Here is a 20,240-nt window from a genome sequence, read left to right as displayed (position 1 = left end):
CGGGGGCATGGGATCAGGACTGGGCGGCGGGCAGCAGGCCGGCGTCGCCGGGCACTACCTGGGCCAGCGGTACGCTGGCGGCGTGGGGGTCGTCCGCCTCGGCCTTGCGCCAGCGGCCGAGCCAGTCGTCGCGGTCCTCTTCCCAGACCCGCGTATGCAGGCGCGAAAGTGCTACCGGGTCACTCAACAGGGCCAGGCGCGTGGCGCCGTCGAGCTGTTCCGGGCCCTTCTCGATGGCCTTGCCGATACGCTCGCCGCGCACCGTCTCGATGGCTTGCGCACGGTTGTGGCGAGCCGTGCCCATGGCGCAGGCCAGGGCGTTGAGCAACGGATCGACGGCGGCCTTGAGGAAGCCATCCTTGAGCGCATGCCAGCGGTTCTCGTAGGTGTACTCGTCGGTGGCGCGCAGCTCGCGCGGCGTGTCGTACTCCTCCGGGATCAGGAACAGCTTTTCATCGCGGGCGCGCAGGCCCAGCTTCACCCGGCTGGAGATCACCGATACCGGGATAGACAGGATCAGCGAACCGACGATCGGCGACAGCCACCACAGGAAGCGCGGGTTGAGCCAGGCCACCAGCAGGGTCCAGGCGATACCCAGCAGGGTCTGCATGCCGTGCCGGCGGATCGCCTCGCTCCAGGGCGTGGCGTCGTCGTCGCGCTGCGGCGAGTTCCACTGCACCGACCAGCCGAGGAAGGCGGCCAGCACGAAGCGGGTGTGGAAGAGCATGCGCACCGGCGCCAGCAGCACCGAGAAGAACATCTCCAGAAGCATGCTCAGGGTCACCCGGATCACCCCGCCGAAACCCTTGGCGCCCTTGGCCCAGATCAGCATTACGCTGAGCAGCTTGGGCAGGAACAACAGGGTCAGGGTGGTGGAGAACAACGCGATGGCCTTCTCCGGATGCCACTGCGGCCAGATCGGGAACAACTGCCGCGGTTCCAGGAAGTACTGCGGCTCCATCAGTTGGTGCACCGCCAGCAGCGCGGTGGAAAGCACCAGGAAGAAGAACCACAACGGCGCCGACAGGTAGGACATGACCCCGGTGAGGAACACCGCGCGGTGCACCGGGTGCATGCCCTTGACCAGGAACAGGCGGAAGTTCATCAGGTTGCCGTGGCACCAGCGGCGGTCGCGCTTGAGTTCGTCGAGCAGGTTCGGCGGCAGTTCTTCGTAGCTGCCGTCGAGGTCGTAGGCGATCCACACGCCCCAGCCGGCACGGCGCATCAGCGCAGCCTCGACGAAGTCGTGGGACAGGATCGCGCCGGCGAACGAGCCCTTGCCCGGCAACGGCGCCAGGGCGCAGTGGTCGATGAAGGGCTGCATGCGGATGATCGCGTTGTGGCCCCAGTAGTGCGACTCGCCGAGTTGCCAGAAGTGCAGGCCGGCGGTGAACAGCGGGCCGTAGACGCGGGTGGCGAACTGCTGCATGCGCGCATACAGGGTGTCCATGCCGGACGCCTTCGGCGCGGTCTGGATGATCCCCGCCTCAGGATTGGCCTCCATCAGGCGCACCAGCTTGGCCAGGCAGTCGCCGCTCATCACGCTGTCGGCGTCCATCACCACCATGTAGCGGTAGTCGCCGCCCCAGCGCCGGCAGAAGTCGTCGATGTTGCCGCTCTTGCGCTTCACCCGGCGCCGGCGGCGACGGTAGAAGATCTTGCCGAAGCCCTTGGTCTCGCGGCACAGCTCGAGCCAGGCCTGCTGCTCGGCGACGGCGATATCCGGGTCGTTGGTGTCGCTGAGGACGAAGAAGTCGAAGCGTTCCATCTCGCCGGTGGCGGCCATCGACTCGACGGTCGCCCGCAGGCCGGCGAATACCCGCGGCACGTCTTCGTTGCAGATCGGCATGACGATCGCCGTGCGGGCGTCGGCGGCGATCGGCTCGCTGCCGGCGCTGCTGCCGGAGATCCGGTAGCGGTCGCGCCCGGTGAGCAGCTCCCAGAAGCCCATCAGCGCGGTCCAGAAGCCGGCCGAGACCCAGCAGAAGAGGATCGCGAAGAGCGCCAGGATGCCGAACTGGATGACATAGGGCAGCACCTGCTGGACGGTATCCAGCAGGCTCTGCTGGGCCAGTTCCTCCAGGTCGACGAAGGCCCAGCCCTGGTAGGGCAGGATGCCTTTCATGTAGTAGGTGGCGACCGAGGTCTGCGCCAGCATCAACAACAGCAGGATGAACCGGCGCAGCGAGCCGACCCGCTGCCAGCGGGCCCGCGGCAGGGCACGCTTGGGCTTGGGCGGGTTGCTGCGTCCGGTCAGCCGACGCCAGCCGCGCACCAGGATGTTGGTGCGCCAGGGCTCGGGAATCACCTTGGTACGGCGGATCGGCGGGGAAATCTTGAGGAAGGTGCGACCCTGGGCGTCGACGCCGAACATCTCGGCGTCGTCCAGCTCAGGGGTGCCCAGCTGCAGGCGGGCGCGTACCGAGGCCAGGGCGGGATCGCCCCCGGCATCGGCAGCGGCGCCTTCCGCTCCCGCCAGGCGAGCGTGCAGCTCGGAGAAGGAAGCGGACTCGCCAAGCCGCTCCCGCTCCTCTTCCGCCAGGGGAAGATGAGCGAGGTAGTCGGCCAGCGGTGCTTTCATAGTGGATGGGTTATTCATCGGCAGGCAGCTGATAGCTCCAGGTTTCGCTCAGTGGCTTCTGCGCCTCGTCGACCAGCGCCGCGCGCATTTCCACCGGCTTCTTCGGATCCTTGACCTTGATCCGCAGCGTCAGGCGCCAGCCTTTCAGGACCGGGTTGTAACGCAGGCTGTTCTCCACCACCTCGGCGTTGCTGTCGGTGCTGACCTGGGTGGTCACCGGCGCGTCCGGCGCCAGGTCCTTCAGGGCCGGCCCTTCGAAGTCGACGACCAGGGCGGTACTGCCGTCCTGCTGGCGGATCAGGTTCTTCTGCTTCACGTCGCCGACCGAGCGCATGGTCTGCTTGACCCAGGAGGATTTCGGGTCGTGCAGTTCGTCTTCATCCATGGTCCAGTGCAGGCGGTAGGCGAAGTCCAGCGGCTTTCCGACCTCAGGCTGGGTCTCGGGGTTCCAGAACGCGACGATATTGTCGTTGGTTTCGTCCGGGGTCGGGATTTCCACCAGTTCCACGGTGCCCTTGCCCCAGTCGCCCTTCGGCTCGATCCAGGCGCTCGGACGCAGGTCGTAGCGGTCGTCCAGGTCTTCGTAGCGGGAGAACTCGCGGCCGCGCTGGAGCAGGCCGAAGCCTTTCGGGTTCTCCACGCTGAAGGTGCTCACCGACAGGTGCTTCGGATTGTTCAGCGGACGCCACAGCCACTCGCCGTTGCCGGCATGGATCTGCAGACCGCTGGAGTCATGCAGCTCGGGCCGGAAGTTGTGCTGCTCGGACGGCTGGTTGGAGCCGAACAGGTACATGCTGGTCAGCGGCGCCAGGCCCAGTTTGCTGACCTTGTCGCGGAGGAACACGCGGGCCTGGACATCCATCACCGCATCCTTGCCCGGACGCAGCACGAAGCGGTAGGCGCCGGTGGCCCGCGGCGAGTCGAGCAGGGCGTAGATCACCAGTTGCTTGTCCTGCGCCTTCGGCCGCTCGATCCAGAATTCGCGGAAGCGCGGGAACTCTTCGCCCGAAGGCAGCGCGGTATCGATCGCCAGGCCGCGCGCCGACAGACCGTAGACCTGGCCCTTGCCGACCACGCGGAAGTAGCTCGCGCCGAGGAAGGTGGCGATCTCGTCCTGCTTGTCGGCCTTGTTGATCGGATAGAGCACGCGGAAACCGGCATAGCCGAGATCCTTGGTGGCATTCTCGTCGAACTTCAGGGATCCGAAATCGAATTTGGTGCGATCGTACTTGATCGGCTTGACCGTGGTAGCGGTCACCTCGTTGATCTTCACCGGCGTGTCGAAGTGCATGCCCTGGTGATAGAAGCTCAGCTTGAACGGCGTCTTCAGCTTGCCCCAGTAGGCGCGCTCGTTGATGAAACGGATCTGCTGGTAATCGGCGAATTTCATTTCGCTGAATTCCGATGGCAGGTTGCTGGTCGGCGCGGAATACTTGTCGCCGGCCAGGTCCTTGGCCTTGCTCGCCACGTCGTCGATGCTGAACGCCCATACCGGGGCGGCGACGAATGCCAGCGCGGTCGAGCCGGCAAGCAGCAGGGTGCGCACGCGGGCGCGGAAATCGGTGTTTGAAACGGAACGGAAAATCACGAGGCCCCCTCGTCCGTGAACATGAATTACTGAAGACGCCCTGACCGTTCAGGGGTCTCCGACGGCACCGGAGTGCCGGTCGAACATGGTTTCGCCACATTCGCTGCCAAACCCGATAGATAGCCAGATTTGGCGCGATCTGACAAAAAGAATGCCTGTTTCCAGTCATTCGCGTTACGTGCACCGGGCCTGGAAAACCAGGGGGCATGCCGCTCGTCGGCTAGCGACCCCAGAGGTTCCGACCCTGCCCGGGCGGAATGATTCCCGTCCATTGGGTTGCAGGACGCCCCGCCCGGCATCGGGATGCCGGCCGGCCTGTCCTGTACAGCATGAAATCGGCGTGCGGATGATGCACCGAGGTTGTGACAAAAGGCCATGTATCTGTCACAAAAATTCACCGTTCCGGCCCCGCCATCCCTCCCTGAAGCACCTTGGGGACAATCCCCTCGACGCCGATCAACTCTCCAGCAGGAAGGTCACCGGCCCGTCGTTGACCAGGTGCACCTGCATGTCGGCGCCGAAACGCCCGGTCGCCACCTGCGGATAGGCCTCCCGCGCCAGTTTCACCAGGTGCTCGAACACCGTCTCTCCTTGCGCCGGCGGCGCCGCGCTGGAGAAGCTCGGACGCAGTCCGCTGCGGGTGTTCGCCGCCAGGGTGAATTGCGAGACCAGCAGCAAGCCGCCCTGCACGTCCAGCAAGGACCGGTTCATCTTGCCCTCGTCGTCGCCGAACACCCTGTAGTTGAGCAGCTTGTGCAGCATCTTCGCCGCGCAACGCTCGCCATCCTCGGGCTCGACCCCGACCAGCACCAGCAGGCCGCGATCGATGGAGCCGACGATTTCGCCGCCAACCTCCACCCGCGCCGCGCCGACGCGCTGCAGCAATGCCTTCATTCGGCCTCCGGCGGCAGGTCGAGCAGTCGCCGGCCGATCTCGTTGGTGGCGCGCACCAGCGCATCGACTATCCCCGGCTCGCTGGCGGTGTGCCCGGCGTCGCGGATGATCTGCAGTTCGCTGTTCGGCCAGGCCTGGTGCAGGGCCCAGGCATTGTCCAGCGGACAGATGGCGTCGTAGCGGCCATGCACAATCACGCCAGGCAGATGGGCGATGCGGTGCATGTCCTCGAGCAACTGGTTGGGCCTGAGGAAGCCCTGGTTGACGAAGAAGTGGTTCTCGATGCGCGAGATCGACAGCGCCCTGCCCGGCTCGGTGAAGCGGTCCACCACCATGGGGTTGGGGCGCAGCGTGGCGGTGCGGCCCTCCCAGGTCGACCAGGCCTTGGCGGCGTGCATCTGGGCGATCTGGTCGCTACCGGTCAGGCGCTTGTGGAAGGCCGCCAGCAGGTCGCCGCGCTCTTCCGGCGGGATCGGCGCGACATAGTCTTCCCAATAGTCGGGGAACAGGCGGCTGGCGCCTTCCTGGTAGAACCAGTGGATGTCCTGCGGACGGCAGAGGAAGATGCCGCGCAGGATCAGCGCATGGACCCGCTCGGGATGGGTCTGCGCGTAGGCCAGCGACAGGGTCGAGCCCCAGGAACCGCCGAACAGCACCCACTTCTCGATACCCAGGTGCTCGCGCAGGCGCTCCATGTCCGCCACCAGCTCCCAGGTGCTGTTCTTCTCCAGGCTGGCGTGGGGCGTGGAACGGCCGCAACCGCGCTGGTCGAAGGTGACGATACGGTAGAGGTTGGGATCGAAGAAGCGACGCGACAGGGCATCGCAACCGGAGCCGGGGCCGCCGTGGACGAAGACGACCGGCAGTCCGTCCGGCGAACCGCTTTCGTCGGCATACAGCACATGCGGTTCGTCGACGGCCAGCTCGTGGCGAGCGTAGGGTTTAATTTCCGGATACAGAACTAGCATGATGCGCTCCCGAGGCGATGTGTTCGGCCCCCGGCGCAAACGTCGACAGCGGGGCCCGTCCTTTGCTCTGCCGCGCATGATACTTCGGCGCCGGGAAAAAAACCGAGCGGCTTTCATGTCCGCCCCGGTAGACGGAAAACCATCAATCCAAGCAACGGCGCCTGGCGCCGGGAGAGCGAGCATGGCCGAGGCCTTGCGACACCGTATCCGCGCCGCCGGCCTGCTGGTGGTGGAGCAACGCATCCTGCTGGTCCGCCACGAGGTCGGCGGCGACATCTACTGGATTCCGCCCGGCGGCGGCTTCGAGTCGGAATGCGACGAATCGACAAAGGATACCGTCCGGCGCGAGTTTTTCGAGGAGACCGGCCTGCGGGTGGACGTCGGCCCGCTGGTCTACGTGCGCGAATTCGCCGAACCCGCCGCCGGGCGCTTCCACATGGAGCTGTTCTACCGCATCGACGCCTGGCGTGGCGAGCCGACCCTGGCCAACCTGAAGGGCCTGGGCGGCGACGAGTTCGATATCCGCGAGGTCGGCTGGATCGCTCGCGACGAACTGCCTGGCCTGCCGTCTTTCTATCCGGCCGAACTGGCCGACGACGTCTGGTCGCGCCTGGACGCGCCGACGCCGTCGATCCGCCACCTTGGCCTGCAGCGCTAGACGCTCACTGCACCGGATCGCTGGTGGGGTTCTCGAGGATCGCCTTCAGCTCCGCGGTCATGGGGAACTCCAGGTTCAGCCCCTTGGGCGGGATCGGCTGCTGGAACCAGCGCTGGTAGATGCCCTGTATCTCGCCCGAGCGATACAGCCCGGCCAGGGTCTCGTTGACCAGGGCAAGGAACTGCGGGTCGTCCTTGCGCACCATGCAGCTGTAGATCTCCCGCGATTGCGGCTCGCCGACCACCACCCAGTCGTGCGGCTGGCGCGCCTTGGCGCGTTCGCCGTAGAGCAGCGCATCGTCCATGTAGAAGGCCACCGCGCGACCCGATTGCAGCATCTGGAAGGCTTCGCCGTGGTCCTTGGCGCTGACCACGTTCATCCCCAGCTTGTGTTCGGCGTTGTAGTTCTTCAGGTAGCGCTCGTTGGTGGTGCCGGCGGTGGTCACCACGTTCTTGCCCTTGAGGTCGTCGAAGTGGGCGATGCCGCTGTCCTTGCGGGTCAGCAACTGGCCCTTGACGTAGATGAAGCCGTAGGAGAACGCCACCTGTTTCTGCCGCTCGGCGGTGACCCCGGTGGAGCCGCACTCCAGGTCGACGGTGCCGTTCTGCACCAGCGGGATGCGAGTCTGCGAAGTGACCAGGTTGTACTTCACCTTGAGTTCCGGCTTGCCGAGGGTGCTTTTGAGCCGCTCCACCACCTTGCCGGCCAGTTCCACCGAATAGCCCATGGGCTGGCCGCTGTTATCGCCAAGGTAGGAGAAAGGCACCGAGGCATCGCGATAACCCAGGGTTATCGTGCCGTTGTCGGCAACCTTCTTCAGGGTGCCGCTGAGTTCCTCGGCCTGCGCGGCGCCGATGGCGAGCGACAGGGAGAGTGCGAAAGTGCTGGATACAAGGGTTTTCATCGGAGGTTCTGCCTCTTTTTTCTTATGGCTATGGAAAGTAAGTCAGCCCCTGGCCGCCACCACGGTGATCTCCACCAGCACCGACGGACGCGCCAGCTCCGCCTGGACGGTGGTCCGGCTGGGCGCCTGGCCGGTCGGCAACCACTGGGTCCAGACCTCGTTCAGGGCGGCGAAATCGCGGGCGATGTCCTTCAGGTAGATGGTCGCGCTGAGGATACGCTCCTTGCGCGACCCGGCCTCGGCCAGCAGCGCGTCGATCTTCGCCAGCACCTCGCGGGTCTGGCCATGGATATCCTCGGCCTGGCCCGGCACCTGGCCGGAAAGAAATACCAGGGCGTCGAAGCAGACCGCGGCGGACAGGCGGTCGTTGGTGGCGATACGGGTCGGTTCCATGGGAGTGCTCCAGTCGAGGGGGGATCAGCCAGCCAGCGCGCCGCGCGGCAGCAGGCCAGTGGTATCGATGCTCGGCGGGCGGCGGCCGATCTGCTCGGCCAGCAGGCGCCCGCTGCCGCAGGCCAGGGTGAAGCCGAGCGCGCCGTGGCCGAGGTTGAGCCAGAGGTTGCGGTAGCCGCCGTTGCCCACCAGCGGTACCCCGGTGGGCGTGGCCGGGCGCATGCCGGCCCATTCGACGGCAGCGTCGAAATCGCCGCCCTGCGGGAACGTGTCCCGCGCCTGCTGGCGCAGCAGTGCCAGGCGCGCGGGCTCGAGGCCGGGGTCGAAGCCGACGATGTCGACCATCGCGGCGATCCGCAGCCGCTCGCCGATCCGCGCGTAGACGATCTTGCGGTCGTAATCGGTGATGCTGGTATCCGGCGCGCGGTGCTGCGCGCCGACCGGCAGGGTCAGGCTATAGCCCTTGAGCGGGTATAGCGGCAGGCGCAGGCCCGGCAGCATCAATTCGGCGCTGCGGTAGCCGGCGGCCAGCACCACATGATCGGCCTCGATGAGATCGCCGCCGACCTCGACGCCACGCACCGCCGCGCCGCCCTCGACGATCTTCGTCACCCTGCGGCCATGCAGTTGCCGGCAATGTCCGGAAGCCTGCAGGCGCTCGGCAAGTTGCACGCAGAAGGCATGGCAGTCGGCGACCTCCTCGTCCGGCGTGTGGATGCCGCCGACGAAGGGCGCGGCGGACAGGGCCGGCTCCAACTCGCGGCACTCGGCGGCGGACAGGACGAATTGCGCCGAAGGATCGGCCAGGCCCTGGCGGGCCCGCGCAAAGCTGGCCGGTTGGCGAAACGCCACCAGCTTGCCGTTGCGCCGCCAGTCGAAGCCATCGAGGCCATCCTCCTCGCGCCAGGCCTGCAGGGTGCGCTGGCTGAGCAATGCCAGGCGCAGCAGGTGCGCGGCATTGCGGCGGTTCAGCGAGCCGCGGCAGGCCGCGAGGAAGCCCAGCAGCCAGCGCCACTGCGCCGGATCAAGACGCGGCCGCAGGCGCAACGGCGCATCGTTGCGCAGCAGCCAGCCGAGCGCCTGGGCCGGCACGCCGCTGTCGGCCAATGGCGCCACGTAGCGATAGGACAACTGCCCGCCATTGGCGTAGCTGGTTTCCAGCCCGCCCCGCTCGCGCGCTTCCACCAGGGTCACGTCGAATCCTTCGCGAACCAGGGCGTAGGCCGTGGCCAGGCCGACCACGCCGGCGCCGATGATGCAAACCCGCTGAGCCATGACAATCGTTATCCAGGTGTTTTCCAGGGCTTCGACGATAGGCGCGGATGACAGCGGTAGGACAATGAATAAAGATGGCCAGGGTATAAATCCAGGTTATGGGCTCGCGCCGATGAAGCTCCGTCATATCGAAGTGTTCCAGGCGATCCGCCAGGCTGGCTCGGTCAGCGGCGCCGCACAGTTGCTGCACGTGTCCCAACCGGCGGTGAGCAAGGTCCTGCAGCACGCCGAGCAGCAACTGGGCTTCCCGCTGTTCTTGCGAGTGCGCGGCAAGCTGCTGGCGACTCCGGAAGCGCTGGAACTGGAGCGCGAAGTGGCCAAGCTCAGCGATAGCCTGCAGGCCGTGCGGCGCCTGGCGCAGAACCTGCGGCGCCAGCCGGGCCACAGCCTGCGCATCGGCGCCACCCCGGCCCTGGCGCTGTCGCTGCTGCCGCGGGCGATCGGCGAATGGAGCGCGCGCTATCCGCAGAGCGGCTGCGAACTGGCCACCTTGCATTCGCGCGAGCTGGTGCAGGGCCTGCTGATGCGCGAACTGGACCTGGCCCTGAGCCTGAAGCAGCCGGAACACCCCGGCCTGCGCGGCGAAACCATCGCCAGCGGCGTATTGGTGGCCCTGGCGCCGCGCGAACACTGGCCCGAAGCGGAACGCCGGCAGCCGCTGAGCCTGGCCGGGCTGGCCGGCGAAGCGCTGATCGGGCTGTCCACCGCCGACCCGCTGTTCGCCCGCCTGGAGGATTACCTCAGCGCCGTGGAGCCACCGCCGCAGGTGAAGATCGCCGTGCAGACCTACGCCCTCGCCCGCGCCCTGGTGGAGGCTGGGGCCGGCCTGGCGCTGGTCGATCCCTTCACCGCCCTCGGCGCCGACCCGCACAGCACCGCGATCCGCCCATTGAGCCCGGCCTTCCCGGTCACCCTCTACGCCATCACCCGCGCCGACGAAACCCCGCCGCACACCCTCGCTCCGCTGCTGCGGATGCTCGCCCGCCAGGCCGAGGAGCGTTTGCGGGCCGTGCAGATGTAGCATTTGCCGCCTGGCCTGCCGCTGGAAACCTTGGACGTCGTTCTGGCCCACGCCTCGCGTACTTACCGCTCCGGCTTCCAGTCTGGGTGGTCCACGTCGTAGCCTTGGGTCGGGTGAGGAGGCAGAGGATGGTCCTTTATCAAATTGGGAAAACGCAAATCAGGATCAGCGGCAAGTTGATCGTAAATACCATCATATAGTTTGTGCAGCTTCTCATCGGGGGCGTACCACATTCTATCGACATCAGGACTGGCTTTATCAAAAACACCGGAGATAAATAAAGCCGCACTCTTTCCGCCCTGAGAGACTGACGCCTGATAATAACCCAATGCTTTTGGAAAATTATGCTCTACTATCTTGTAATACGCCCCCAACTCATAACTAGCCGGCGCATAACCCTGACTAGCAGCACAGTGAGTATACGCCAACCCCAAATCCTTTTTTTTGGCCACATATATATAAAGCTTACCTAGTTCAGTTAGTGCCGGCGGATTTCCTAGGCTAGCAGCCTTATCAAGAAAAGTAAGTCCGTCAGTTGCAGGGTTTTTAACCCCGGCGCGATTTCCAATCATTGCTCCCATATCATAGAACCCCTGAGGCACATCCAGATCTATCATCTTTTGATAGAGATCCAATGCCTTCTGCGTATCTTTTTCTACTCCTCCGGGCCACCCTGTACGATAAAGATTCGCCAAATTATGCATGGCCTTCCAATGGCCGCGCTCCACTGCCTTACTGTAAAGCTCGACGATACGGCCCCAGGGCCGCAGAGTATCGGGCTTGGCCAAGGCGGCTGCTTCGCGGTACCAAGCATCGGCTTGCGAATCCAACGGCGGCAGATGGTCTTTTTCATTAACGCAGACAAACGATTTGCTGTTGGCCATCACGGGGACGCCTGCAAGACAGAGCACGACCCAAAGTCCAATAGCCATCAGCCGCATCACTGCCCCGATTTCCAGTCGGGCCGATCTGCGTCGTAGCCCTGGGTCGGGTGAGGAGGCAGAGGATGGTCCTTTATCAAGTTGGGAAAACGCAAATCAGGATCAGCGGAAAGTTGGTCGTAAATACCATCATATAGTTTGTGCAGCCTCTCATCGGGGGCGTACCACATTCTGTCAACATCGGGACTAGTCTTATCAAAAACTCCGGACATGAAGAAGGCAGCATCATTATTTCCTTGGCTTGCAGCAAGAAGGTAATAGCCTGCCGCCTTTGGGTAGTTATGTGCCACCAAACGATAGTACATCGCCAGTTCGTAATTGGCAGGAGCATAGCCCTGGCCTGCAGCACAGTTCGTATATTTCAGCCCCAACTCATCCTGACCAGCAAAATATATATATAGCCTTCCTAACTCAGTTAATGCTGGTGGATTACCCAAGCTTGCAGCCTTATCGAGAAAAGTAAGTCCATCAGTCGCAGGATTCTTGACGCCAGCACGATTTCCGATCATTGCCGCCATATCGTAGAAACCTTGAGGAACCTTCAAATCGATCATCTTCTGGTAGAGATCTAGAGCTTTCTGAGTATCCTTCTCCACACCGCCTGGCCAACCGGTACGATAGAGGCTCGCCAAGTTATGCATAGCCTTCCAGTGACCACGCTCAACTGCCTTACTGTATAGATCGACGATACGAGGCCACGGACGCAAGGTATCGGGCTTGGCCAGGGTCGCCGCTTCGCGATACCAAGCATCGGCCTGCGGGTCCAGAGGGGGTAGATGGTCCTTTTCGTTAACGCAGACAAAAGGCTTGCTGTCAGCCATAGCGGGAACTGCTGCGAGACAAAGTACAGCCCATATTCCAATAGCCATTAGCCGAATCACTGACCCGGCTTCCAGTCGGGTCGAGCTGCGTCGTAGCCCTGGACGGGGTGGGGTGGCAAGGGGTTATCTTTTACCAAATTGGGAAAACGAAGATCGGGGTCGGCATCAATTTGCAGATAGAGGGAGTAGTAGAATTTCTCAAGCTTTTCATCCGGCGTATACCACATTGCACTTGAAGGAGGCGTCCTCTTTCCGAAGACGCGCGAGAGAAAAAAGGCTGCACTCCTGCCGCCTTGAGAGACGGAGACTTGATAGTAGCTAAGTGCCTTTGGATAATTATGCTCAACCAACTCATAGTAGCTTCCAAGCTCATAGCTCGCCGGAGCATAACCTTGACTGGAAGCACAACTGGTATACGCCAGCCCCAATTCCTTTTCCTTGGCCACATAAATATAGAGTTTACCCAACTCGGTCAGTGCTGGCGGGTTCCCCAAACTAGCGGCTTTATCCAAGAAGGTCAGACCATCGGTAGCAGGGTTCTTAACACCGGCACGATTACCAATCATTGCCCCCATGTCATAGAAACCTTGGGGTACTCCTAGGTCGATCATCTTCTGGTAAATATCCAGAGCTTTCTGTGTATCCTTCTCTACTCCACCAGGCCACCCCGTTCGATAGAGATTTGCCAGGTTATGCATCGCCTTCCAATGGCCACGCTCCATTGCTTTGCTGTACAAATCGACAATGCGCTCCCACGGCCGCAGAGCGTCAGGCTTGGCTAGGCTTACCGCCTCGCTATACCATGCGTCAGCCTGCGGATCCAGCGGGGGAAGATGGTCTTTTTCATTGACACAGACAAAGGGCTTGGTCTCAGCCATAGAGGGAGCTCCGAAGATCATCAGGAATACAATCAGCCAAGAAAAAAAACGCATCCCTTAATCCACCGTAAAGCTCGGGCTATAAGGTGTTATGACATCCCAGAACCGTAATAGATGGCTAGTGAGAGGTTCATCGTTTCGCTGCTGTTTCCAGTTCTTGTCCATTGTTTGATTCCAAAGTTCAAAGTTGTCCTTGGTTGTTGCAGCCACTTCATACGCATGTAGTCCCCACAACTCCTCCCGCATCGCCCTCGCCAAATCCGGATTGGGCTGGGCAATCCCCAACTCGCTGTCGCTATGCATGCTGCGGACATTGATATTGGCCGAGCTGAGCAGGGTATAGAGGTCGTCCACCAGCAGCAGCTTGGAGTGCACGTAGATGTGCTTGTAGCGCGCCTTCAGCGGCGGTGCCCCGAGGGCGGCCTCGGCTTCGGCGGACAGGCGCCCTGGCGGCGGGCTGCCGGGGGCAGGGTCGCTGGTGGCCAGGGTGGCGACGACCACCTTGAGGCCGGGTACTTCGGCGAGTTGATAGGGCTTGTCGTCCTCGCCGGTGTTCTTCGCCAGTCCGGGAATCCCCTGCGCGCCAAGACCGCCGAGGCGTTGCTCGACTTCCGGCGTCACGCCTTTCTGTTCGAGCGCTTCGATCTTGCGCTCCAGCCGTTCGATGTTGTTTTCCTGGCCGCGCCGGACATAGGGATCGGGATGTAGGTTTTCCCTGACCTGCTTCAACTGCTCCCGCTTTTCCCGCAAGTCATGCGCCAGGTCGCGCTGTACCTGCGGCATCAGTTGCTCCTGGCCCAGGCCTTTCATCATGTCGTAGGTGGTCTTCGAGGCGTCGCTGGAGTCGGGGGTGTTGGTCACGACGAACAGGTACAGGTCGCCAGGCACGCCCCGGGCCTTGCGCACCTGCGCAGTCTTCCGCAGGCGCTCGGCGAAGCCGGCATAACGGAAGTACTGGTTTTCCATGTAGACGTAGTCGGTGGCATTGCCCAGGGCCTTGAGATAGTGCTCCAGGATCGAGCGCTCGTCGTCCTGCGGCTGGGTCCGGCAAATCTGCGCGACGCTGTTGCTGGCGGGCGTGGCGATCTTCGGCAGCGGCAAGGCGTCGCGCTCGGCGGTCAGCGATGGCGTCGAGAACCAGCGCTTGTACCACGGCGTCTCGAGGTCCCAGGCCTCGCTGAAGTTGCGGCTGAGGTCGGCCAGCACCGGTCCCTGGACCTGCATGGAGATATCCTGCCAGGGCCCGAACCCGGGATCGCGACCGGCGGCGCGGTCGTCGAACAGGTGGGCGCTGGTGTCCCAGTAGTTGCGGTGCATGTTGTGACCCATGACGAAGCCGATGGCCTGCGGGCTGCCATAGTCGACCAGGACCATCTTCTGGTGATGGCTGGCGAACTGGGTGAGTACCAGCAACTGGCCGATGCCCAGGTCGTCGATGCCATCGGCGCGCAGCAGGTGGATCAGGCTTTGCAGTCGCCCATTGACGAGGCGCACCTGCTCGCCGTTCATCACCGGCCTGGCCGTCTGCTCGAAGTCGCGGGTACGGAACTCGACGTTCTGCAACCCACCGCCGCGTACCGCCTTGAACCAGTCGCGGGTGAATATCTGCCCCCAGGGATCCTGGCGGGTGCCGCCGGAACCGCGCTTGCCGCCGTAGCCCTGGGCCTCGCTGCTGTCGAGAGTGCGCTGGATCTCGGCGTTCTCCGCCTCCAGCTCGGCGATGCGCGTCCGCGCGTGGGCGGCGCCCCGCGGGTCGAAGCTCGGCAGCCTGCCTTCGCGGTGCAGCCGTTCCGAGCGCTCCAGGGCTTCCTTCTGCCGCGCGATGAGGTTGAGGTTATGCTGGCGCCGCTGCTCCAGTCGCAGCACCTCGTTGTCCACCGCGCTGCCGCTGGCGACGCCCGAGCCCGCCCAGGTGCCGCCGGAATCGCCGACGCCGGCCCCGGGGATGGTGTTTTCCTTGAGCCTGGCGAGTTGGTTGCTCCAGACCAGCACTCGCGCCTGCACTCCTTCGCGGCCCTTCGTCTGCAGCAATTCGCCGATTCGCGGTCCGTCGGGGCGTTTGAAGCGCATGGCCGGGTCGAAGCCCCAGGTGATGATGTCGATGCTGTGCCGGGCCGCTTCCATCGCCGCATGCACCGCGTCGAAGGCCGCCTGGCCATTGATCAGCGGCTTGATGTGCACACCCGCGCGCGGCGGGTAGAAAGCCTTGTTGGCGAACCAGTCGAGGGTCAGCCGGACGCTGCCGGCCTGTTGCGCGTACAGTTTGAGGGTCTGCGGTTTGTACAGGTCGCTCATGGCGTGGGGTCATCCTTGTCGGCGGCGCCGGGCCGCGAGGCGTCGCGCCGGTAGGCGTCCGGGGCGGAACGCGGCTTGTGCTGGGGCATTTCCGCCCGGTAGTCGCGGAACCCCTGCTGGGCGAGCCGATCGTCGACCTGCAGTGCGTCCGGCTGGTCGACCATCTCCACTTCGTAGGCGTGGCCATTGGCGGTCTCGATGCGATAGGTGCGTTCGCCCGGCAGCGGTTCGAAGCTGATTGCGCCGCCTTCGTCGGCGATGCCCTCCTCCTTGAAGGCACCGTTGGCGTAGAGCCGATACGGTTGCCTGGCCGCCGATGGCACGCCGGGCAACGGACTGAGTTCGAAACGCAGGAGTTTCTGCGGCGCTTCGCCGACCTTCTGGGCGATGGCTCCCAACAAGGCGCCTCCCGCCGCCGCGGCGTCGGCCGCGAGCGGTTGCAGCGGCGACAGCGCGCGAACGCCGCTACCGATGCCGGGGCTGCCGCCGCTGTTGATCATCACCTGGGCGCCGTCGAGGGTGACACCGCCCGGGTCGAGCCTGGCGAAGCTGCCACCGCCCTTTAGGGTCAGCTCCATGCCTGCCTCGATCACTACCTTGTCGCCGGCCTTGAAATGGATCTCGTCGCCCGCCTCGACGAACTGGCCGGTGCCGATCCTCAGGTGCAACGCGTCGGCGACGCTGAGGTGGTCGGCCGCCTTCAGTTCGACCTTGCGGTCGGCATGGACCGTGCGCTGTTCCTCGGCCCTGAACTCGCTGTAGCTATCGCCCTCGACCGTGTCGTGGCGCTCGTGGCCGACGCGGATCTTCTGGTCGTGCTCGATGTTCTCGTCCCAGTCGCGCTGGGCGTGGACGAAGATCTGTTCCTGGCCCTTGCGGTCCTCGATGCGCAGTTCGTTGAAACCGCCGCCGCCGGGGTAGCTGTCGGTCTTGAAAACGCTGCGGGTCTTGTTCTGCGGCAGCTCGTAGGGCACCCGGTTTTCGCTGTGGTAGAGGCAGCCGGTGACCAGCGGCTGATCCGGATCGCCCTCCAGGAAACCCACCAGGACTTCCATGCCCACCCGCGGGATGGCGACGCCGCCATAGCGCTTGCCCGCCCAGTTGGAGGCGACGCGCAACCAGCAACTGGTGTTGTCGTCGGCCTGGCCGAGGCGATCCCAGAAGAACTGCACCTTGACCCGGCCGTATTGGTCGCAGTGGATGGTCTCGCCGGCGGGGCCGGTCACGACCGCTGTCTGGCAGCCCAGCACGTGTGGCCTGGGATGCTCCAGCGGGGGGCGGAAATGCGCGCTCCAGGGAGTGGCGACGAAACGGTTGCGATAGCCCTGGCGGAAATCGCCCCGGCCCTGCGCGACGTCGCTGTCGATCGACTCTTCCAGTACCTGCGGCTGCCGCCCTTCGTGGAGAACCTCGGTAAGCAGCCAGAGATCGTTCCATTCGCCGCGGGGATGCGCGGACAGCGTCAGGAAGTGTCCGCTGAGCAGCGCCGGTTCGTCGCTTTCGCCCCTGGCCTGTAGGTAGTCGGCGCGATGCCGTTCCAGCGCGCGCCGGCTCAGGTGCTTGCCGCGCTCGCGGTGGGTGAAGCGGCCGGGATAGTCGTAGTCCTCCAGGTCCGGTTGCTGCGCCCCGGGCTGCGGGCCATGGGCGGCCTGCATCTGCAACGCGGGTTGCTCGAAGTCGTAGTCGCGCCGGGTAACCCGGCTGGCACGGGTGTCGAAGCGCACGCCGAAGCGCTTGACCACCGGCTGGTCGGCGACCAGCCCGGCGTCCTGCACGTAGGCGACGGGGCGTTGCAGCCGCGGAAAGGAGGTCTGGTCGTCGCCGAAGACCAGCATATGGCCCTGGGCAGAAAACTCATGGTGGTAATGGATGCCTTCCTCCTCGCAGAGCCTGCTGAGGAACGCCAGGTCGGTTTCGTCGTACTGCGTGCAGTATTCGCGGGCCGGGTACGGCGTCGGGCCCAGCTGGAAGCGGTAGGCGTCGGCGAGAATGCCGTGGCCCTCCAGCACCCGGCCGATGATTTCCGGCACGCTGAGGCGCTGGAAGATGCGTTGGTCGCTGCACAGCCCCAGGTAGGCCAGGCGCGGCTCCAGGGTCGCGCGATAGCCGGTCAGGCGCTTGCCGGAGTCCCCCTGGGCGATGCTGGTGAGCTGTCCGTGGACCCCTTGCCCGCTCGGCGAGAGGATCAGGAAGGCCGGCTGGTGCAGCAGCGCGTCGAGGTCCAGATCGGATCGCTCGCTGACCAGCTCCAGGTCGAAGCGAAAGGGCTGGCTGATGGCTTCGCGACCGCGGAAGGCGAGTACCTGGAAGTCGTGCCGGAGGTTTTCGATGCGAAGGCTGAAGTGCGTCTGGTTGGCGGGGGCGAACATTCACTGTCCTCTTGGAAACGCAGCCGTGCGTTCCTGGCGTATTCGGTTCCGGGCGCGACGCGCCTGCGCCCGCGTGATGGAAATGCTGGCCAAGAGGATAGAGGAGAACAGTTGTGCAACTCTTTGCGCACTCGGCCTCCCGGCCGCATCAACGCTGACCTCAATAAACTTGTAACAGAAAATTTCCAGAATGCCGACGCGGACGCCCCACCCCATCCGCGGCATTCACGTCCGCCAGGACGGGCCAGGCGTCCGCCGCCTCCGAGCACCTCAGGCGTAGCGCTCGTGCCCCCAGGCGAGGAGGCTTTCCAGCAGTTCGCGGATGACCGCGCGGGTCGCTTCGGCGAGGTCCGCGCGGTAAGCGAACGGGGCCTGCTCGTCCATGTAGGTGCACTGCGCCAGCTCCAGCTGGACGGCATGGACGTGCTGCTCCGGCTGGCCGTAGTGGCGGGTGATGTGGCCGCCCTTGAAGCGCCCGTTGAGCACATGGCTGTAGCCTTCGGCGGCAGCGCAGACCGCCTCCAGGCGGGCCGCCAGCGCTGGATCGCAACTGGCGCCGGCGTTGGTGCCGAGATTGAAGTCGGGCAGTCGGCCGTCGAACAGGTGCGGCACGTGGGAACGGATCGAGTGGGCGTCCCAGAGCAGCGCGTAGCCGAACTCGGCCTTCAGCCGCGCCAGTTCCTCGGCGATGGTCCGGTGGTAAGGCGTCCACACTTCGGCCAGGTAGCGCATGCGTTCCTCGGCGGACGGCGCCATGCCTTCGCGGTAGAGCGGCCGGCCGTCGAACAGGGTGTCCGGATACAGGCCGGTAGTGGCGGTGCTGTACAGCGGCTTGTCGTCGGAAGGGCGGTTGAGATCGACTACATAGCGCGAATAGTGGGCAGCCAGGGTGCTGGCGCCCAGTTCCTCGGCGAAATCGTAGAGCCGGGGAATGTGCCAGTCGGTATCGGTCAGCGCCCGCGCCTCCTCCACCAGGCCGGCGTCCACCGCCGGGGTCAGGCGCGTGCCGGGGTGCGGCATGCTGATCAGTAGCGGCACGCGGCCGCGCTTGAAACTCAGGACTTCATCCACGGTATACCTCCTCGGCGTGGCGAATGACGCGTTTCGGCAGATCGCCGCCCAGCCAGTAGGCCAGCTCCGCCGGACGCTCGATGTCCCAGGCGACGAAGTCGGCCAGCTTGCCAACCTCCAGGCTGCCGTGGCTGGCTTCCAGCCCCAGCGCCCGGGCGGCGTGCAGGGTGACACCGGCCAGCGCCTCCTCCGGGGTCAGGCGGAACAGGGTACAGGCCATGTTCAGCATCAGGCGCAACGACAGCGCCGGCGAGGTGCCGGGATTGAGATCGCTGGCAATGGCCATGGCCACGCCGTGCCGGCGCAGGGCATCGATCGGCGGCAGCTGGGTCTCACGCAGCAGGTAGAAGGCGCCCGGCAGCAGCACCGCGACGGTGCCCGCCTCGCCCATGGCGCGGGCGTCGTCCTCGGTCATGTACTCCAGGTGGTCGGCCGACAAAGCCCGGTAGCGCGCCGCCAGGCTGGAGCCGTGCAGCGAGGATAGCTGCTCGGCGTGCAGCTTCACCGGCAGGCCCAGCTCGCGGGCGGCGATGAATACCCGCTCGACCTGCGCCGGGGAAAACGCCAGGTGCTCGCAGAAGGCGTCCACCGCGTCCACCAGTCCCTCCCCGGCCAGCGCGGGGAGCATCGTCGAGCAGATATGCTCGATGTAGTCGTCGGCGCGCCCGGCGTATTCCGGCGGTAGCGCATGGGCAGCCAGGCAGGTGCTGCGCACGGTCGCCGGCAGGCGTTCGCCGAGGCGGCGGATGACCCGCAGCATCTTGCGTTCGCTGGCCAGGTCGAGGCCGTAGCCGGACTTGATCTCCAGCGCCGTAACGCCGTCGCGCAGCAAGGGCTCCAGGCGCTTGCGCGCGCTGGCCAGCAATTCTTCCTCGCTGGCCTCGCGGGTGGCGCGTACGGTGCTGGCGATACCGCCGCCGGCGGCGGCGATCTCGGCGTAGCTGACGCCCTCCAGGCGCTGCTCGAATTCGCCGCTGCGGTTGCCGCCGAACACCGCGTGGGTGTGGCAGTCGATCAACCCCGGGGTCAGCCAGGCGCCATCGAGGTCGATGCGTTCGGCGTAGTCGCCGGGCGGCAGTTCGGCGCGCGGGCCGATCCAGTGGATCAGCGGACCGTCGGTGACCAGGGCGGCGTCCTCGACGATCGAGTACTTGCCGCCCTTGAGGGTGGCGGCATGGCAATGCTGCCAGAGTCGTTTCATTGCAGGTCTCCTATGCTCGCGGCCAGCCGGGCGAGACTCTTCCGCTCGCCGAGGATGGCCGCCGCGCTGGCGATGTCGGGAGCCAGCCAGCGGTCGGTGTCGTACGCGGGCACGCGCTCGCGCAGGATGCCCCAGGCCGCCGCGGTGCCCTGGCCGAAGCGTTGCGGGGCGAGGAATTCGAAGGCCTGGGCGGCCAGCAGGTACTCGATGGCGAGGATCCGCCGGAGGTTCTCCAGGGCCCTGCCAAGCTTGAGCGCGGCACTGGTGCCGAGGCTCAGGTGGTCCTCCTGGAGCGCCGAGGTGACGAAGTTGTCGACCACCGCCGGCTGCGCCAGCTGGCGGTTCTCGCCGGCCAGGGAGGCGGCGACGTACTGGGTGATCA

17 protein-coding genes are annotated in these 20,240 nt (G+C 65.0%); 2 read left to right on the top strand and 15 right to left on the bottom strand.

Going from position 1 to position 20,240, the window contains the following annotated elements; translation table 11 throughout:
- Positions 1–13: 13 nt before the first annotated feature.
- The 4 genes from mdoH to pip all read right to left on the bottom strand — a co-directional run bounded on the left by mdoH (position 14) and on the right by pip (position 6,031).
- Entirely contained in the window at positions 14–2,599 is a 2,586-nt protein-coding gene (mdoH, locus tag FFS27_RS04555) for a glucans biosynthesis glucosyltransferase MdoH (protein ID WP_137951941.1), read from the bottom strand.
- Positions 2,592–4,169 carry a glucan biosynthesis protein G gene (locus FFS27_RS04550; RefSeq protein ID WP_003095915.1) on the bottom strand — a complete coding sequence of 526 codons (1,578 nt, stop codon included), beginning with the start codon at positions 4,167–4,169 and terminating at the stop codon, positions 2,592–2,594. The genes mdoH and FFS27_RS04550 overlap by 8 nt, the downstream gene beginning before the upstream one ends.
- A gap of 456 nt (positions 4,170–4,625) precedes the next feature.
- Positions 4,626–5,063, bottom strand: coding sequence for a D-aminoacyl-tRNA deacylase (gene dtd / locus FFS27_RS04545; RefSeq protein WP_003095916.1), 438 nt, complete (start codon positions 5,061–5,063; stop codon positions 4,626–4,628).
- On the bottom strand, positions 5,060–6,031 hold the full coding sequence (pip, locus tag FFS27_RS04540; RefSeq protein ID WP_003095918.1) for a prolyl aminopeptidase: 972 nt from the start codon (positions 6,029–6,031) through the stop codon (positions 5,060–5,062). Before pip ends, dtd begins: the two co-directional genes overlap by 4 nt.
- Positions 6,032–6,212: 181 nt before the next feature.
- Between pip and FFS27_RS04535 the strand changes: the two genes are divergently transcribed.
- Positions 6,213–6,689, top strand: coding sequence for an NUDIX domain-containing protein (locus FFS27_RS04535; RefSeq protein ID WP_003095920.1), 477 nt, complete (start codon positions 6,213–6,215; stop codon positions 6,687–6,689).
- A 4-nt stretch (positions 6,690–6,693) separates the two neighbouring features.
- Here FFS27_RS04535 and FFS27_RS04530 read toward each other — a convergent pair whose 3' ends face one another.
- The 3 genes from FFS27_RS04530 to FFS27_RS04520 are packed head-to-tail and all read right to left on the bottom strand — an operon-like array spanning position 6,694 to position 9,261.
- Complete coding sequence (locus FFS27_RS04530) at positions 6,694–7,593, bottom strand: transporter substrate-binding domain-containing protein (RefSeq protein ID WP_003115039.1); 900 nt, start codon at positions 7,591–7,593, stop codon at positions 6,694–6,696.
- A gap of 42 nt (positions 7,594–7,635) precedes the next feature.
- Positions 7,636–7,986 carry a RidA family protein gene (locus FFS27_RS04525; protein WP_003095925.1) on the bottom strand — a complete coding sequence of 117 codons (351 nt, stop codon included), beginning with the start codon at positions 7,984–7,986 and terminating at the stop codon, positions 7,636–7,638.
- Between the two features lie 24 nt (positions 7,987–8,010).
- On the bottom strand, positions 8,011–9,261 hold the full coding sequence (locus FFS27_RS04520) for a D-amino acid dehydrogenase (RefSeq protein ID WP_019486262.1): 1,251 nt from the start codon (positions 9,259–9,261) through the stop codon (positions 8,011–8,013).
- A gap of 64 nt (positions 9,262–9,325) precedes the next feature.
- Here FFS27_RS04520 and FFS27_RS04515 point away from each other — a divergent pair, with 64 nt between their 5' ends.
- Entirely contained in the window at positions 9,326–10,282 is a 957-nt protein-coding gene (locus FFS27_RS04515; protein WP_019486263.1) for a LysR family transcriptional regulator, read from the top strand.
- Positions 10,283–10,344: 62 nt separating this feature from the next.
- Here FFS27_RS04515 and FFS27_RS04510 read toward each other — a convergent pair whose 3' ends face one another.
- The 8 genes from FFS27_RS04510 to FFS27_RS04475 form a co-directional block, all read right to left on the bottom strand.
- Positions 10,345–11,214 carry a tetratricopeptide repeat protein gene (locus FFS27_RS04510; RefSeq protein WP_073667693.1) on the bottom strand — a complete coding sequence of 290 codons (870 nt, stop codon included), beginning with the start codon at positions 11,212–11,214 and terminating at the stop codon, positions 10,345–10,347.
- Positions 11,215–11,222: 8 nt separating this feature from the next.
- Complete coding sequence (locus FFS27_RS04505; RefSeq protein ID WP_079279887.1) at positions 11,223–12,092, bottom strand: tetratricopeptide repeat protein; 870 nt, start codon at positions 12,090–12,092, stop codon at positions 11,223–11,225.
- Positions 12,093–12,100: 8 nt separating this feature from the next.
- Complete coding sequence (locus FFS27_RS04500; protein WP_031635532.1) at positions 12,101–12,976, bottom strand: tetratricopeptide repeat protein; 876 nt, start codon at positions 12,974–12,976, stop codon at positions 12,101–12,103.
- A gap of 3 nt (positions 12,977–12,979) precedes the next feature.
- Positions 12,980–15,217 (bottom strand): type VI secrection system-dependent phospholipase D effector PldB, encoded by a 2,238-nt coding sequence (gene pldB / locus FFS27_RS04495; RefSeq protein ID WP_021263510.1) that lies wholly within the window; start codon positions 15,215–15,217, stop codon positions 12,980–12,982.
- Complete coding sequence (locus FFS27_RS04490) at positions 15,214–17,586, bottom strand: type VI secretion system Vgr family protein (RefSeq protein ID WP_021263509.1); 2,373 nt, start codon at positions 17,584–17,586, stop codon at positions 15,214–15,216. Before FFS27_RS04490 ends, pldB begins: the two co-directional genes overlap by 4 nt.
- Positions 17,587–17,856: 270 nt before the next feature.
- Positions 17,857–18,657, bottom strand: a complete 801-nt coding sequence (gene hutG, locus FFS27_RS04485) for an N-formylglutamate deformylase (protein ID WP_003117997.1) — start codon at positions 18,655–18,657, stop codon at positions 17,857–17,859.
- Entirely contained in the window at positions 18,650–19,858 is a 1,209-nt protein-coding gene (gene hutI / locus FFS27_RS04480) for an imidazolonepropionase (protein WP_019726995.1), read from the bottom strand. The genes hutG and hutI overlap by 8 nt, the downstream gene beginning before the upstream one ends.
- A partial coding sequence (locus FFS27_RS04475; protein WP_171019182.1) for an aromatic amino acid lyase occupies positions 19,855–20,240 on the bottom strand: 386 nt, incomplete at its 5' end. The genes hutI and FFS27_RS04475, both read right to left, overlap by 4 nt.

Source organism: Pseudomonas sp. 2VD (assembly GCF_005503585.1).
Classification (GTDB): domain Bacteria; phylum Pseudomonadota; class Gammaproteobacteria; order Pseudomonadales; family Pseudomonadaceae; genus Pseudomonas; species Pseudomonas aeruginosa.
The sequence above is the reverse complement of the archived record's forward strand: the minus strand, read 5'-3'. Positions and strand labels throughout refer to the sequence as shown.

Bases quoted from the DNA above. Each gene is read 5' to 3' on its own strand.
- FFS27_RS04515 (WP_019486263.1), top strand. From the start codon at position 9,326: ATGAATAAAGATGGCCAGGGTATAAATCCAGGTTATGGGCTCGCGCCG.
- FFS27_RS04500 (WP_031635532.1), bottom strand. From the start codon at position 12,976: ATGCGTTTTTTTTCTTGGCTGATTGTATTCCTGATGATCTTCGGAGCT.
- FFS27_RS04490 (WP_021263509.1), bottom strand. From the start codon at position 17,586: ATGTTCGCCCCCGCCAACCAGACGCACTTCAGCCTTCGCATCGAAAAC.
- FFS27_RS04525 (WP_003095925.1), bottom strand. From the start codon at position 7,986: ATGGAACCGACCCGTATCGCCACCAACGACCGCCTGTCCGCCGCGGTC.
- FFS27_RS04535 (WP_003095920.1), top strand. From the start codon at position 6,213: ATGGCCGAGGCCTTGCGACACCGTATCCGCGCCGCCGGCCTGCTGGTG.
- FFS27_RS04520 (WP_019486262.1), bottom strand. From the start codon at position 9,261: ATGGCTCAGCGGGTTTGCATCATCGGCGCCGGCGTGGTCGGCCTGGCC.
- FFS27_RS04510 (WP_073667693.1), bottom strand. From the start codon at position 11,214: ATGGCTATTGGACTTTGGGTCGTGCTCTGTCTTGCAGGCGTCCCCGTG.
- dtd (WP_003095916.1), bottom strand. From the start codon at position 5,063: ATGAAGGCATTGCTGCAGCGCGTCGGCGCGGCGCGGGTGGAGGTTGGC.
- pldB (WP_021263510.1), bottom strand. From the start codon at position 15,217: ATGAGCGACCTGTACAAACCGCAGACCCTCAAACTGTACGCGCAACAG.
- pip (WP_003095918.1), bottom strand. From the start codon at position 6,031: ATGCTAGTTCTGTATCCGGAAATTAAACCCTACGCTCGCCACGAGCTG.
- hutI (WP_019726995.1), bottom strand. From the start codon at position 19,858: ATGAAACGACTCTGGCAGCATTGCCATGCCGCCACCCTCAAGGGCGGC.
- mdoH (WP_137951941.1), bottom strand. From the start codon at position 2,599: ATGAATAACCCATCCACTATGAAAGCACCGCTGGCCGACTACCTCGCT.
- FFS27_RS04530 (WP_003115039.1), bottom strand. From the start codon at position 7,593: ATGAAAACCCTTGTATCCAGCACTTTCGCACTCTCCCTGTCGCTCGCC.
- FFS27_RS04505 (WP_079279887.1), bottom strand. From the start codon at position 12,092: ATGGCTATTGGAATATGGGCTGTACTTTGTCTCGCAGCAGTTCCCGCT.